Genomic DNA, 14582 nt, shown 5'->3' on the forward strand with positions numbered 1-14582 from the left:
CAGCCCTGCTCCAGATCCAGCCCTGCTCCAGATCCAGCCCAGCTCCTGATCCAGCCCTGTTCTGATCCGTGAGACCTGACCGAGGAGGACCGATGCGGCTCGCGCGTCTTGTCAGCTATGGCACGCTCGGCGTGCTGCTCGCCGCCGGGGCGGCGCAGATCGACTTCTGGCCGCTGTCCGCATACAAGCTGTTCAGTGCCGCGCGGACCGACACCACCACCTCGACCCAGCTCGTCGCCACCCTCCAGGACGGCTCCCGAGCCGTGGTCGGCCGGGGGTCCGACCCGGTGCTGGGGCCCACCCAGCGGTTCCTGCCGCGCCTCGCCGGGGCGGCTCCTGCCGCGCGCGACACCATGCTCACCCTGTGGCTGGAACAGGGCGGCGTCGACCCGGCGGACGTCCGGGGGGTGCGTACCGAACGCGTGCGGCAGGTGGTCGATCCCGTGACGCTCACGTGGACCGAGACCGCGCGGGACCTCGTCTGGGAGAGCGACCCGGCCGCGGGGTGGGCGGGATGAGGGCACTGTTCCGGAAGCTGTCCGCGCTGCCGGGGCGACTGGACGCCGCGCTCGTCGCGCCCGGCCCGGCGGACCGGCTGGGCGCCCTGTGCACGCTGCTGGCCCTGCTGTTCGGTCTGCGGCTGGCCACCCGCGACTGGACGTTGATCGCCCAGCGCCCTCCGGAGCTCACCGAGCATCTGTGGCTGCTCGGCTGGTTGCCCGGGCCCGTCCCCGGGCCGGTGCTGACGGCACTGCAGATCGCAGGGCTGGCGGGGGTCGCGCTCGTGCTGTCCTCTCGCGCGCCCCGCACAGGATTCGTCCTCGCATGGTCGGCGCTGCTCGTGCTGGCGGGGCTCTGGGGTGCGTCGGGAAAATTCACGCACAACGACCTCCTGGCGCTCACGGTCGCGTTCCCCCTCCTGTTCGCGCAGGTCCCCGCCCCCTCTGCTCTCGACGACCACCGCCCGGCCTGGGGCTGGCCGCCACGGGCCGCGCTCGGCGTGCTGGGCTGTGTCTACTTCCTCACCGGGGCACAGAAGGTGGTGCACGGAGGCATGGACTGGGTGCTCGGCGACTCGATGGCCTGGATCCTGCGGCAGGCGGCCTCGCCACTGGGACCGGGCCTGACCCACCTCGTCGCCGACACACCGGTGCTGCCGAACCTCCTGGCGGGGGGTGCCCTGGCGCTCGAGCTCACGGCGCCGCTCTGGCTCGCCTGGCCGCCCGCCCGCGTCCCGTTCGCCGCCGCGGTGACCATCATGCACACGAGCATCTGGGCCTTCCTCGGCATCGACTACTCCGCCTGGATCCTGACGGTGTGGGCGGTGGTCCTGGCCACGGGCCTCCCGGCGGTGCTGCTGCCGGGGGTGCTGCCGGCCGGCGGCCGGAGACGGACGGACCGGCGGGCCGCAGCGGCCCCGGCGCAGGCTGCGGGGGTCGCCGGGTGACCGACGCCGTCGTCGTGGGCGCCGGACCGAACGGCCTGGCCGCGGCCCTCGTGCTCGCCCGCGCGGGGATGACCGTGACCGTGCTGGAGGAGCAGGACACACCCGGCGGCGGGTCACGGACGCTCGACCTCGGCCTCGCGCCCGGGATCGTCCACGACATCTGCTCGGCGGTGCATCCCATGGCGTGGGCGTCGCCGTTCCTGCGTGAGCTCGACATCGAGCTGCTGACCCCGGAGATCTCCTACGCGCAGCCGCTGCCCGGCGGGCGGGCCGGGATCGCGTACCGGTCGCTCGACCGCACGGTAGACGCCCTCGGGGCGGACGGTCCCGTCTGGCGCCGCACGGTCGGTCGGTTGTCCGCCCGGGCCGGCCGGCTGGCCGAGCTCGCGCTGGGGGACCTCACTCGGCTCCCCGAGGCGGTGGCCCGATCAGTGGCCCGATCAGTGGTGGCGCGCAGGGAGGTCGGCGCCGGCGACCTCGCGCTGCTCGCCGGCCTGGGTGCCCGTGCCGCGGCGGCGGGCACGCTGCTCCGGCCGGGTACGGAGCGCGTGCTGGGCTTCCGCGGCGACGTCGCGCCCGCCCTCCTCGCGGGGGTCGCCACCCACGCGATCACCCCGCTGCCCTCGATACCCGCGTCGTCGGTCGCACTGCTGCTCGCCGCGCTGGCGCACGGCCGCGGCGGATGGCCGGTCCCGCGAGGGGGCTCCCGCGCCGTCGTCGACGCGCTCCTGACGGCGCTCGCGGCGCTGGGTGTCGAGATCGTCACGGGCCACCGCGTCACCACCCGAGCCGACCTGCCGCCCGCGCGGGCCTATCTCTTCGACACCGCCCCCGAGGTGCCCGCGGCCGTGTTCGGCGACCGCATGCCGCGCGCCGTGCGACGGCGGCTCGCCGCACCCGCCCGGCGGGGTGCGGCGGCCAAGGTCGACTTCGCGCTCTCGGGCCCGGTCCCCTGGGCGGTGCCGGAGGTGGCCCGGGCGGGGACCGTGCACCTGTCCGGCACGCTGGCCGACATCGCCCGGGCGGAGGCGGACGTCGCGGCGGGGCGGCACGCCGGGCGACCGGTGTGCCTGGTGTCCGACCCGACGGTGGTCGATCCGGGGCGGGCGCACGACGGGCTCCGGCCCCTCTGGGCGTACGCGCACGTGCCGCTCGGCTCCGGACGAGACGTGACCCGTGACGTGACGAGCCAGATCGAGCGGTTCGCGCCCGGGTTCCGCGACGTGGTCGTGGCCTCCCGGTGCGTGCCGGCCGCGCACATGGCGCGGCACGACGGCGCGCTCGTCGGCGGCGACATCCTCGGCGGGGCGCTCACGCTCCCCCGGCTGGTGCTGGGACCGGCCCGGCTGCGGGACCCCTACGCGACCGGGGTGGACGGCGTCTGGCTCTGCTCGTCCTCGACGCCGCCTGGTCCCGGGGTTCACGGGCTGTGCGGGGTCCACGCGGCCCGGCGCGTCCTGGAGCGGCTCGGCTGACTGGGCCGGGGAGGAAGCCGAGGACGAGGCCGGGGACGAGGCCGGGGAGGAGGCTGCAGACGAGGCGGGCAGAGGATCTGCCGATGTCGGGAATCTCGCTTATCGCGAACAACTCTGAACTTTTGTTTGCTAATCGCCATAAGTGGGACTAGCGTGCTCGCGACGACGCCGTCGGACTGGGGAGCGATGATGCACCACGCCTCTGCACGCCACAATGCCTCCGAACGGACCGGTATCTGGTTCGTCGGGGCCCGCGGCTCCGTGGCCAGTACGGCCACTGTGGGCCTCGCGGCCATCGCCGAGGGGCAGGCCCCGCCGACGGGCTGCGTCACCGCGCGGGAGCCCTTCGCCTCGGCGGGTCTCCCCGCGTTCGCCGACCTGGTGGTCGGCGGGCACGACATCTCCTCGGTCACCATGACCAAGCGCGCGGAGTGCCTCGTCGAGACCGGCATGATCGGTCCGCGGCTGTTCGCCGCCACGCACGACGCGCTGGAGCGGGCGGACGCCGAGGTGCGCCCCGGGTACGACCCGCACGCGGCGCACCCGGGCAGTGGCACGAGCACGGGCACGGGCAGTGGCACGGGCACCGGCACCGGCACCGGCACCGGCACCGCCGACGGCGCGGGCCTCTCCCAGCAGGCGGTCGCCGAGCGGCTCGCCGCCGACATCACGTCGTTCCAGGAGCGGCACGATCTGGCGCGGGTCGTCGTGATCGACCTGTCCTCGACCGAGCCGCCCGTCCAGCCGGTACCCGAGCACGACGACGTCGACGCCCTGCTCACGGCCCTGGCCGACCCGGCGCGCGCGGTGCTGCCCGCGTCCTCCGTCTCGGCGTACGCGGCGATCCTTGCCGGAGCCGCGTACGCCGCCTTCACGCCGTCGGCGGGCATGGGCCTGCCCGCGCTGACCCGGCTCGCCCGGGAGCGCGGCATCCCCGTGGCCGGGCAGGACGGCAAGACCGGGCAGACGTGGCTGCGCACCGTGCTGGCGCCCGCGTTCGCCGCCCGCGGGCTGAAGGTGCTCTCGTGGGCCGGCACCAACCTGCTGGGCGGCGGCGACGGCGCCACCCTCGCCGACCCCGACGCCGTGCGCAGCAAGCTCGCCAGCAAGAACCGTGGGCTGACGGCGCTGACCGGCAGCGACACCATTCCCCTGCACATCGACAACGTGCCCGACCTGGGCGACACCAAGGTCGCCTGGGACCACGTGCACGTCGAGGGCTTCCTCGGGTCGCGGCTCACGCTGCAGACCACGTGGAGCGCGCACGACTCGATGCTCGCCGCCCCGCTCGTGCTCGACCTGGCCCGGCTGCTCGCGCTAGCACACGCCGCCGGGATCAGCGGGCCCGTGCCGGAGCTCGGCTTCTTCTTCAAGGACCCGTGGGGCTCCGACGTGCACGACGCCGCCGACCAGGCCCGCATCGTCGAGGACTGGGTGCGCGACGCCTCGGCCCGGGCCGGACGATGAGCCCTCGGCTGCCGGCTCGCCCCCGGCTGACGGCACGGCCGCCCGGCCTCGCCGACGTCGCCGAGCTGGTCCGGGCCCCCGCCGCCCTGAGCGTCGTGGGCGACACGCTGGCCGGGCTGGCGGCCGCACGCGCGGGCACCTCGACCGGTAGCGCTACAGGTACCGCAGGCGGCGCGCCGACGCCGCTGCGCGCCCGGCACCTCCTGCTGCCCGTCGCCTCCGCCTGCTTGTACCTGGGCGGCATGGCGCTGAACGACTACGCCGACCGGCACGTCGACGCCGTCGAGCGGCCCGAGCGACCCATCCCCTCCGGCCGGGTGTCGCCGCGGGCCGCGCTCGCGATCGGTGGGGCGCTCACCGCGGGCGGCGTGGCCGCCGCGGGCCTCGCGGGCGGACGGCGCGCGCTCGGCGTCGCCCTGCCCCTGGCCGCCTGCGTCTGGACCTACGACCTGGTCGCCAAGGACCGCCCGGCCGGGCCGTTCGTCATGGCGGCGTGCCGCGGGCTCGATGTGCTGCTCGGCGCCACGTCCGGGCGCCTGCGGTCGGCACTCCCGGCCGCCGCGGGGCTGACCGCGCACACGCTGGGCGTCACCGTGCTCTCCCGCGGCGAGGTGCACGGCACGACGCCGCAGGTCGCCGGGGCTGTCGCCGCCGGGACGGTCGCGGGCGCCGTCGTCGTCGCCGCGGTCCCGGCCGCCGCCACTGCAGCGCGGCCGGCCGCCCGCTGGACCACCGTCGCCGCCGCGACCGCCTACGCCGCGGCCGCCCTGCCCGGGCAGGTGCGCGCGGCCACGCGGCCCACGGCCGCCAACGCGCGGACCGCCACCCGGGCCGGGATCCAGGCGATGGTCCCGCTGCAGGCCGCCTGGGCGGCCCGCTCGGGGAGCCTGGGCACGGCTGCGCTGCTGGCCGGCGTCGCCGCCGTCGGGCAGGGGCTGCGCCTGCTGGGCCGAGCACGGGGCCGCGCCGGGGTGAGCATCACGTGAGGCCCCCGTTCCTGCTGGGCTACGGCACGAACGGCTTCGGCGACCATCCGCTGCGGGTGACCCTCGACGTGCTCGACGACGTGGGCTACGACGCCGTCGCGGTCACGCTCGGCTTCCCGCACCTCGACCCGTTCGCGCCGCTGGCCGGCGACGACGTCCGGACCCTGCGCGCCCACCTGCGGCGGATGCGCGGGGGCACCGGGGCCGCGGCGGTCGTCGAGACCGGCACCCGGTACCTGCTCGACCCGCTGCACAAGCACCGGCCCACGCTCGTGGACCGGGACGCCGCCCTGCGGATGCGCTACCTGGAGCGCGCGGTCGAGATCGCGGCGGACCTCGACGCCCGGTGCGTCTCGTTCTTCTCCGGCATCCTGCCGGACGACGCGAGCGCCGCCGACGGCTGGGCCCGCCTCCGCGAGCGCGTCGGCGCCCTGGTGGAGTACGCCGGCGAGCGCGGCGTGCGGCTCTCGCTCGAGCCCGAGCCCGGGATGCTCGTGGAGACGGTCGGCGACGCGCTGCGGCTCCTGGCCGACCTGGGGACGCCGCCCGAGCTGGGGATCACCGTCGACGTCGGGCACTGCCTGGTGGTCGAGCCGGACGGCGTGGAGGGCGCGCTGCGGGCCGCCGCGCCGTACCTGAGCAACGTGCAGCTCGACGACATGCCGCGCACGCACCACGAGCACCGCCCGTTCGGCGAGGGCGACCTGGACCTGCCGCTCGTGCTCGCGACACTCGCCGACATCGGCTACACGGGGGTCGCCGCCGTCGAGCTGCCCCGGCACTCCCACGACGCGCCCCGGCTCGCCCGCGACAGCCGGGCCGCCCTGATGCGGGCGTGGGCGGACGTCAGCGGCATCCGCTCCCGCCTCCACGCCGACCAGAACCACACCGGCCAGAACCACACCGACTCGACCCATACCGGCTCGACCAGCAGCGAAGGGGTTCTGTCATGACCGTCACCACATGCATACCCGCGGGCACGCCTGGCGCCACCTGGCTCGACGAGGCGCTCGCCGGGGTCGCACGCGATCCCGACAGCGTGACCCGCGCGTTCGCGTTCGCGGCCCGGAAGGTGGGGCGCGCGCCGCTGCGTCCGGACACCGACCCGGGCGGCGTCGTGCACGGGACGGTGGACGACGCCGCGCGCGCCGCGCTAGTCGTCGGGCTGGCGGACGCCGTCGGCATGGGCATGGGCGGGGCCACGGCGGTGGGCGTGGACGCGGACCGGGACTACGCGGACCGCCTGGTGCTCCTGTACCGGCAGGGCGACGGCGCCGAGCGGCGCGGCGTGCTGCGCGGGCTCGACGCGCTGACGGAACGGGGCGACCTCGGCCCGGCAGGCGACCCCGCCGTGCCCGTGACCGCGGGCCTCGACCTGGCCGCCGACGCCCTGCGGACGAACGACCCCAGCCTGGTCGCGGCCGCCGTCGGCCCCTTCGGGGCGCGGTACCTGGACCAGCACACCTGGCGGCACGCGATCCTGAAGCTCGTCTTCCAGGGCGTGAGCCTGGAGGCGGCGAGCGGCCTGGACCGGCGGGCCGACGACGAGCTGGCCCGCATGGCCCGCGACTTCGCGGCGGAACGCCGGGCGGCCGGCCGGTCCGTGCCCGACGACCTCGACCGGCTCACGAACGACCGGCCCGCGACAGGCCGGCCCAGCACCACGAAGGAGTGACGTTGCGCATCCTCGACCCGCACATCCACATGACGAGCCGCACCACCGACGACTACGAGGCGCTGTACGCCGCAGGCGTGCGCGTCGTCGTCGAGCCGGCGTTCTGGCTGGGGCAGCCGCGCACCAGCGTGGGCTCGTTCACCGACTACTTCGACTCCCTGCTGGGCTGGGAGCGGTTCCGGGCGGCCCAGTTCGGCGTCCGGCACCACGCGACGATCGCGCTCAACCCCAAGGAGGCGAACGACCCGCGCTGCCGCGAGGTGCTCGCCGAGGTGCCCCGCTACCTGCTCAAGGACGGCGTCGTGGCCGTGGGCGAGGTGGGGTACGACTCGATGACGCCCGAGGAGGACGAGGTGTTCGCCGCCCAGCTCCAGATGGCCGAGGACGCCGGGCTGCCCGTCCTGGTGCACACGCCGCACCGCGACAAGCTCGCCGGCACGCACCGCACGCTCGACGTCGTCCGAGAGTCCGGGCTGGCGCCGGAGCGGGTGCTGGTGGACCACCTCAACGAGACCAACGTGGCCCTCGTGCGCGACGCCGGCGCGTGGGCCGGGTTCTCGATCTACCCCGACACGAAGATGGACGAGCACCGCATGGTCGCGCTGCTCCAGGAGTACGGCACCGAGCGGATGATCGTGAACTCCGCCGCGGACTGGGGTCGCTCCGACCCGCTCAAGACCGTCCGGACCGCCGAGGCGATGCTGGCCGCCGGCTTCTCGGAGGACGACGTCGACCAGGTGCTGTGGCGCAACCCGGTCGCCTTCTACGGGCAGTCGGGCAACCTCGTGCTCGACCCCGTCCCGGGGTTCAGCGCTGGCGAGCCGCCGACGCCCGGCGTCGAGTTCGAGGGTTCGTCCGTGCTGCGCGGCGCGCGGGCCTGAGCGGACCGGACAAGGGATGACCCAGATGCTGCTCTCCTACTGCACCAACGTGCACCCCGCCGAGGACCTCGACGGCGTGCTCGACCAGCTCGCCCGGTACGCCGGACCCGTGCGCGAGGCCGCCGGCCTCGACACGCTCGGCGTCGGCCTGTGGCTGCCCGCCGAGCTCGCGCACCGCCTGGACACCTCCCCGGCGGACCGCGACCGCCTACGCGCGGCGCTCGCCGAGCACCGGCTCCAGGTGCACACCCTCAACGCCTTCCCCTACGGCGGGTTCCACCGCGAGGTGGTCAAGCTCGCGGTGTACTCGCCCACCTGGGCCGAGCGGGCCCGGCTGGACTACGTGCTCGCGTGCGCCCGGGTGCTCGCCGACCTGCTGCCCGACGGCGTCGACGGGTCGATCTCGACCCTGCCGCTGGCCTGGCGCGCCCCCTGGACGCGGGCCGACGACGACGAGGCGACCCGCGCCTTCGCCACCCTGTCCGCGGAGCTGCGCGACCTGGCCCGCCGCACCGGCCGCACCGTGCGGGTCGCGGTCGAGCCGGAGCCGGGCTGCGTGCTCGACACGGTGGAGGACGTCGTCGCGTGGCTCGCCCCGCGCACCGGCCCCGAGTACCCGGCCGACCGGCGGATCGACCCCGAGCACGTCGGCGTCTGCCTCGACACCTGCCACCTGGCCGTCTCGTTCGCGGACCCGGCCGGCGCCGTCCGCCGGATCACGGACGCCGGCCTGCGCGTGGTCAAGGTGCAGGCCTCGGCCGCGCTGGAGGTCGCCGACCCGTCCGCGCCCGGCGCGCGGGACGCCGTCGGACGGTTCGTGGAGCAGCGCTACCTGCACCAGGTGCGCGAGCTGACGCCGTCGGGCGACGTGCTGGCGTCCGACGACCTGCCCGTGGCGCTCGGGAACGAGCAGCGGCGGCCCGGCCTGCCGGGCGACGGGCCGTGGCGCGTGCACTTCCACGTGCCGCTGCACCACGAGCCCGCGGCGCCGCTGGTCGCGACCACCGACGTGCTGCGCCAGGCCGTCGCGGCAGTGCGCGAGGCGCCGCACGGCGCCGAGGCGCACCTCGACGTCGAGACGTACACCTGGTCGGTGCTCCCGCCCGACACCCTGCCCGGCGGCGCGGACGAGCTCGTCGCCGGGATCGCCGCCGAGCTGCGCTGGGCCGGGAAGCACCTGCTCGCGGCGCCGGTCGCTGCCGCTCGCGCTGCCGCCGCTACCGCTGCCACCACGGCCCCCGCTACAGAAGGAGTGGACGCATGAAGCCCGTCCTGCTGCTCGACGTCGTCGGGCTGACCGCCCGCGCCCTGGCGCACATGCCGCGGCTGAGCCGGCTCGCGACGTCCGGCTGGCAGTCCGAGCTGGCGACCGTGCTGCCCGCGGTGACCTGCAGCGTGCAGTCGACGATGCTCACGGGGCTGATGCCGGCGCAGCACGGGATCGTCGGCAACGGCTGGTACTTCCGCGAGCTGGGCGACGTGTACCTGTGGCGGCAGCACAACAAGCTGGTGACCGGCGAGAACGTGTGGGAGGCCGCCCGCCGGCACGACCCGAGCTACCAGGCCGACAACGTGTGCTGGTGGTACGCGATGGGCATGTCCACGGACGTCACGGTCACCCCGCGCCCGATCTACCACGCCGACGGCCGCAAGTCCGCCGACGGGTACGTGCGGCCCGCGGCGCTGCACGACGAGCTGGTGGGCCGGTTCGGCGACTTCCCGCTGTTCCAGTACTGGGGCCCCACGGCGTCGATCGCCTCGACGCAGTGGATCGTCGACGTGACCCGGCACCTCCTGCGCACCCGGACGTCGCACCTGACGACCGCGTACCTGCCGCACCTCGACTACGACCTGCAGCGGTTCGGCCCGCGCTCGCCCGAGGCGGACCGCGCCGCGGCCGAGCTGGACGCCGCGCTCGCGCCTCTGCTGGACGACGCCGAGGCGGCGGGCGTCACCGTCGTCGCCGTGTCGGAGTACGGCATCTCGCCGGTGAACCGGCCCGTCGACATCAACCGGGTGCTGCGCCGCGAGGGCCTCCTGGAGGTCTACGTGCAGGACGGCCGGGAACAGCTCGACCCGTGGACGTCGCGCGCGTTCGCCGTCGCGGACCACCAGGTGGCGCACGTCTACGTGGACGACGCCGCCGACCTGGCCCGGGTCACGGCCCTGCTGCGCGAGGTGCCCGGCGTCGACGAGGTGCTCGACCGCGAGGCGCAGGCCAAGTACGGCCTGGACCACGAGCGGGCGGGCGAGCTGGTGGTCGTGGCCGAGCCCGGCGCCTGGTTCACCTACTACTTCTGGCTCGACGACGACCGCGCACCCGAGTACGCGCGCGGCGTCGACATCCACCGCAAGCCCGGCTACGACCCCGCCGAGCTGTTCTTCAACCCGGCCGACCCGCTCGCCAAGGCCAAGGCCGGGCTGAACCTCGTGCGCAAGAAGCTCGGCCTGCGGTACGCGATGGGCACCACGCCGCTGGACGCCTCGTACGTGCGCGGCTCGCACGGCCGGCTGCCCGACTCGGCCGAGGACACCCCGCTCGTCCTGTGCTCGGACACGCGGATCCCCGAGGCCGTGTCGCAGTGGGTGGAGGCCGACGCCGGCCAGGTGCCGGCGGCGGCCGTCAAGAACCTGGTGCTGGACCTTCAGGGCGCGCTCTGACCCGAGGCACTCCCCCGCGCGTGTCGGACGCTCAGGTCCCCCGGGTGACCTGAGCGTCTGACATGTCCCGTGCGACCTCGGCGGTTCCGTGATCTAGTGGACCTAGGGCTCACAAACCGGGAGGTAACGCGATGAGCGACCCGAACCGCCCCTACGACCCCGACTACGGCGAGCAGCCGCCGCCGGCCTATCCGCCGCAGTCCCAGGTACCCGGCACACCGACCCAGCCGGTGGGGCAGCCGCCCGCCGACGCGCGGGTGCAGCCGGTCACGACGGGCACCGAGAACCCGCGGCTCGGCCTGGAGGTCGGCCGCTACTGGGCCGGCGCCCTGGCCACGATGCTGGTGGCCGCCCTCATCGGGCTCGCCGCGAGCTTCATCCTCGAGGAGGTGCTGAACCTCGAGATCCAGCCGCAGGCCGACCTGCTCGCCACCGGCTCGGACACCATGGCCTGGGTCGTGGCGGGAGCGCTCTTCGCGCTCCTGGCCGCGATCGTGCTCTACCTGCTGGTCCTGAGCACACCACGCCCGCGAGCGTTCTTCGGCTGGGTGGTCGCGCTCGCCACGGTGATCCTCGCGATGGTGCCGTTCGCCGGCCGGGCCGACCTCGTGCCGGCAGTCCTCGCCGCGGTCGTGTGGATCATCATCGGTTCCGCCGTGTACTCCCTGCTCACGGGGACGCTGAGCCGCACGGTGGTGCGGCGCACCTGACTCGAAGGCGTTGAGTGCTGGGTATTTGTCGGGCTGAGAGGTCTGGCGCAACAAATACCCAGCACTCAACGGAGAGGCGGGTCAGGCCAGGCCCGCGTCGCGGGCGGCGATCGCCGCCTGGACCCGGGACGTCACGCCGAGCTTGGCGAGCACGCGCGACACGTGGGTCTTGGCGGTGGCCTCGCTGATGGTCAGCTCGGCGGCGAGCTCGGCGTTCGACAGGCCGGAGCCCAGCCCCACCAGCACGTCGCGCTCGCGCGGCGTCAGGTCGGCGGGCAGGGCCGCCGGCCCGGACCCGCCCCGGTGGCCGACGTCGTTGCGGGCCGGCGCGGACAGCTCCGCGATGAGCCGCCGGGTCACTTCCGGCGCCACGACGCCGTCGCCGGCCGCGACGTGCCGGACCGCGTCCACCAGGGCGGACGCCTCCGCGGTCTTCAGGAGGAAGCCGACCGCCCCGGCGCGCAGCGCGCCGAACACGTACTCGTCGAGGTCGAAGGTCGTGAGCACCAGGACCTCCGACAGCCCCTCCTCCACGATCTGCCGGGTGGCGGTCACGCCGTCGGTGCCGGGCATGCGGACGTCCATCAGCACCACGTCGGGGCGCAGCGCGCGGGCGTTGGTGACCGCGGCCGCGCCGTCGCCCGCCTCGCCGACCACCTCGATGTCGCCGGCCGTGGCGAGCAGCATGCGCAGACCCGCGCGGATCGCCGCGTGGTCGTCGGCGAGCAGGACGCGGATCATGCCGTGACGCCCGGCGCCGGGCGCTGCGGGGAGACCGCGCCCGTGCCCGCGCCCGCCCCGGTGCCCGTGCCTGCCCTGGTGCGGATGCCGGCCCGGTCGGGCAGGGGCAGGACGGCGCGGACCAGCCACCCCGCCGGCGTCGGCTCGGACCGATGGTGAGCCGACGGCGCCCCGGCGTCCCCCGGCCCCGCCCAGAACGATCCGCCGAGGGACTCGACGCGCTCGCGCATCGAGACCAGCCCGATCCCGGTGCCCTCGCCGACGTCCGCCCGGGGACGGGCCGCCCGGGCGTGCGCCGCGCCGACGTCGTGCACCTCGATCTCGAGCGGTCCGCCGGCGGCGAAGCTCAGGTCGGCTCGTGCGCCGCCGTGCTTGTGGACGTTCGTCAGCGCCTCCCGGACCACCCGGTACACCGCGTGGTCCACCGCGGCGGGCAGGGGCGTCGCGCCTGTCAGGACGCCGTCCGGGTCGGACACGGCCAGGTCCAGGCCGGCGAGCCGCGCCTGCTCGATCACCGGGGCGAGCTGGGCGGCGCGCGACGCCGCCACGAGGTCGGCGCGGTACCCCGTGCCGCCCGCGTCGTCCGTGCTCCCGTTCTCGCCGGGGGTCGGCCCGGCGGGGCTCTGCCCGGCACCGTCCGACCCAGCAGCGTCCGACCCGGCACCGGCCAACCCGGCACCGGCCGGCCCGGCGCTGCGCGCGCCGTCCGGCCGCGCGCCGCCGGGCTCCGTGTCGGTCCGCAGCACCCGGATCATCGCCTGCATGTCCTGCAGCGAGGCCAGGCTCTCCGCGCGGATGCTGCGTAGCGCGGCCCGGTCCCGCTCCGGCTCGGCGGCGCCCGCGAGCGCCCCGCCGGAGGTGATGGCGATGGCGGAGAGGTGCGAGGCGACGACGTCGTGCAGGTCGCGGGCGACGGTCGCGCGCTCGGCGCGGACGGCGTCGTGCCGTGCCGACTCGGCGAGGTGGAGCAGCGCGGCGCCGCGTTCACGTTCGAGCCGTTCCCGTTCGCGCGCGGCGGCGGTGAGCTCGCGGCCCTGCCGCACGTTCGTGCCCCACCACATGGGCATGACGAGGAGCGTGACCGCCTGCAGCCCGATCAGGACCGTCGGCCGGAGCCCGCCGATGACGATCGCGATGACGGTCATCAGGCCGACGACGGCGAGCGTGACACCGACGATGCTGACCCGGCGTGCCGTCCGGGTGCCGTGCAGGTGGACGGCGTACAGGGCCTCCCACACGATCACGACGAGGCCGACGCTGCCGCCGAGCACGATGTCAACGACGAAGGCGACGGTGGCGACCCCGAGGGCGCCGAGCGGGTGGACCCGGCGCCAGATCAGCGCGGTGCAGCCGACGACGGCCGGGAGGACGAACCACCAGGACGGCACGTCGGGCAGACCGCTCCACGAGGTGCGGATCAGGCCGAGCGCGTCGAGCGCGAGGGCGAGGGCGAAGAGGCTCGCCGCCGTGATGACGTCGCCGCGCCGGTCCTCGGCCATGACCACCTTGGCGACGGGTGCGATCAGCTCGGACAGGCGGGACATGCGTCCATCTCAGCACGACGCGGTGCGCGACGTGTCATCCGAAGGATGTATCGGGTCTCGGCGGTTCGGCGGATGTGCTCGTGCGCGGCAGGCACCAGGCTGACGGGCATGGACCTCATCTCGGGCGAGCTCGCGGGTGCCGCGCTGATCGGCGCGCTGGCCGTGCTCGCGCTCATCGACTCGACGAGCTTCGGCACCCTGCTCATCCCCGTGTGGCTGCTCATGGCGCCCGGCCGGGTGCGCGTGGGGCGGATGATCGTCTACCTCGGGTCGATCGCGGGTTTCTACGCCCTGGTCGGCCTGGCGATCCTCCTGGGAGCGGGAGCGCTGAGCGACACGCTGTCCTCCCTGTCCAGCGCGCGCCCGTTCCTGATCGCGCAGCTCCTGGTCGGCATCGGCCTGTTCGCGTGGAGCTTCAAGCTGGAGCCCTCCAAGGAGCGCAAGGCCGCCGACGCGATGGCGGCCGAGGCAGTGGCGGGCAGGGCGGCAGCGGTCGGCGACGCAGCAACCGGCGAGGCGGCGGCGGCATCGGCCGCCAGGCCCGGCGCCGGCGTCCCGGCGGCACGCCCGGGCAGGCTGAGCCGCTGGCGCGAGCGCGCGCTCGGGAGCGAGTCAGGCGGCTGGACGGCGCTGGCCGGGCTCGCGGTCGGGGCCGGTCTGGTGGAGGTCGCGTCGATGCTGCCCTACCTCGCGGCACTGGGCCTGATCGGCACTCAGGGCCCGGGCTGGCCGGTGTCGGGGTTGTGGGTCCTGGGCTACTGCCTGGTGATGATCGCACCCGCGCTGGTTCTCACGGCGGCCCGCCTGTTCGCCGCGCGGCTCGTGGAGCGCCCGCTACGGCGGCTCGACGGCTGGCTCACCAGGAACGCCGCGAGCACCACCGCCTGGGTGGTCGGCATCGTGGGGTTCCTTGTGGCCCGCGACGCGATCGGCCGCCTTGAGGGCGTCCTCGCCGCGTCCGGTGATGCAGACGCGGTCGCCGCGCGCGATGAGGG

The 14582-nt window shown here is 75.4% G+C and carries 14 protein-coding genes; 12 read left to right on the top strand and 2 right to left on the bottom strand.

The features are described from left to right. Positions 1-92: 92 nt before the first annotated feature. From ACFWEJ_RS07990 to ACFWEJ_RS08040, 11 genes are all read left to right on the top strand, one after another. A complete protein-coding gene (locus tag ACFWEJ_RS07990; protein ID WP_377228663.1) occupies positions 93-518 on the top strand; it encodes a hypothetical protein in 426 nt (141 codons plus the stop codon). After that, a complete protein-coding gene (locus ACFWEJ_RS07995) occupies positions 515-1447 on the top strand; it encodes a hypothetical protein (RefSeq protein WP_377228664.1) in 933 nt (310 codons plus the stop codon). Before ACFWEJ_RS07990 ends, ACFWEJ_RS07995 begins: the two co-directional genes overlap by 4 nt. After that, positions 1444-2922 carry a phytoene desaturase family protein gene (locus ACFWEJ_RS08000; RefSeq protein ID WP_377228665.1) on the top strand — a complete coding sequence of 493 codons (1479 nt, stop codon included), beginning with the start codon at positions 1444-1446 and terminating at the stop codon, positions 2920-2922. Before ACFWEJ_RS07995 ends, ACFWEJ_RS08000 begins: the two co-directional genes overlap by 4 nt. Positions 2923-3075: 153 nt before the next feature. After that, positions 3076-4389, top strand: a complete 1314-nt coding sequence (locus tag ACFWEJ_RS08005) for an inositol-3-phosphate synthase (protein WP_377228666.1) — start codon at positions 3076-3078, stop codon at positions 4387-4389. Continuing rightward, positions 4386-5375: an SCO3242 family prenyltransferase gene (locus ACFWEJ_RS08010; protein ID WP_377228667.1), complete on the top strand. Its 990-nt coding sequence runs from the start codon at positions 4386-4388 to the stop codon at positions 5373-5375. The genes ACFWEJ_RS08005 and ACFWEJ_RS08010 overlap by 4 nt, the downstream gene beginning before the upstream one ends. Continuing rightward, a complete protein-coding gene (locus tag ACFWEJ_RS08015; protein ID WP_377228668.1) occupies positions 5372-6328 on the top strand; it encodes a sugar phosphate isomerase/epimerase family protein in 957 nt (318 codons plus the stop codon). Before ACFWEJ_RS08010 ends, ACFWEJ_RS08015 begins: the two co-directional genes overlap by 4 nt. After that, entirely contained in the window at positions 6325-7050 is a 726-nt protein-coding gene (locus ACFWEJ_RS08020) for an EboA domain-containing protein (RefSeq protein ID WP_377228669.1), read from the top strand. The genes ACFWEJ_RS08015 and ACFWEJ_RS08020 overlap by 4 nt, the downstream gene beginning before the upstream one ends. After that, on the top strand, positions 7047-7931 hold the full coding sequence (locus tag ACFWEJ_RS08025; RefSeq protein WP_377228670.1) for a TatD family hydrolase: 885 nt from the start codon (positions 7047-7049) through the stop codon (positions 7929-7931). The genes ACFWEJ_RS08020 and ACFWEJ_RS08025 overlap by 4 nt, the downstream gene beginning before the upstream one ends. A 16-nt stretch (positions 7932-7947) precedes the next feature. After that, positions 7948-9195, top strand: a complete 1248-nt coding sequence (gene eboE / locus ACFWEJ_RS08030; protein WP_377228671.1) for a metabolite traffic protein EboE — start codon at positions 7948-7950, stop codon at positions 9193-9195. Beyond that, positions 9192-10592, top strand: a complete 1401-nt coding sequence (locus ACFWEJ_RS08035; protein WP_377228672.1) for an alkaline phosphatase family protein — start codon at positions 9192-9194, stop codon at positions 10590-10592. Before eboE ends, ACFWEJ_RS08035 begins: the two co-directional genes overlap by 4 nt. Positions 10593-10723: 131 nt before the next feature. Next, a complete protein-coding gene (locus tag ACFWEJ_RS08040; protein ID WP_377228673.1) occupies positions 10724-11302 on the top strand; it encodes a hypothetical protein in 579 nt (192 codons plus the stop codon). An 81-nt stretch (positions 11303-11383) separates the two neighbouring features. Here the strand turns inward: ACFWEJ_RS08040 and ACFWEJ_RS08045 are convergent, their stop codons facing one another. Both ACFWEJ_RS08045 and ACFWEJ_RS08050 read right to left on the bottom strand, forming a co-directional pair. Continuing rightward, complete coding sequence (locus tag ACFWEJ_RS08045) at positions 11384-12043, bottom strand: response regulator (RefSeq protein WP_377228674.1); 660 nt, start codon at positions 12041-12043, stop codon at positions 11384-11386. Next, positions 12040-13587: a sensor histidine kinase gene (locus tag ACFWEJ_RS08050; protein WP_377228675.1), complete on the bottom strand. Its 1548-nt coding sequence runs from the start codon at positions 13585-13587 to the stop codon at positions 12040-12042. Before ACFWEJ_RS08050 ends, ACFWEJ_RS08045 begins: the two co-directional genes overlap by 4 nt. Before the next feature lie 108 nt (positions 13588-13695). Here ACFWEJ_RS08050 and ACFWEJ_RS08055 point away from each other — a divergent pair. Next, the coding region (locus ACFWEJ_RS08055; RefSeq protein WP_377228676.1) for a GAP family protein at positions 13696-14582 on the top strand (887 nt) is incomplete at its 3' end.

The organism is Promicromonospora sp. NPDC060204, assembly GCF_042728455.1.
Lineage (GTDB): Bacteria > Actinomycetota > Actinomycetes > Actinomycetales > Cellulomonadaceae > Promicromonospora.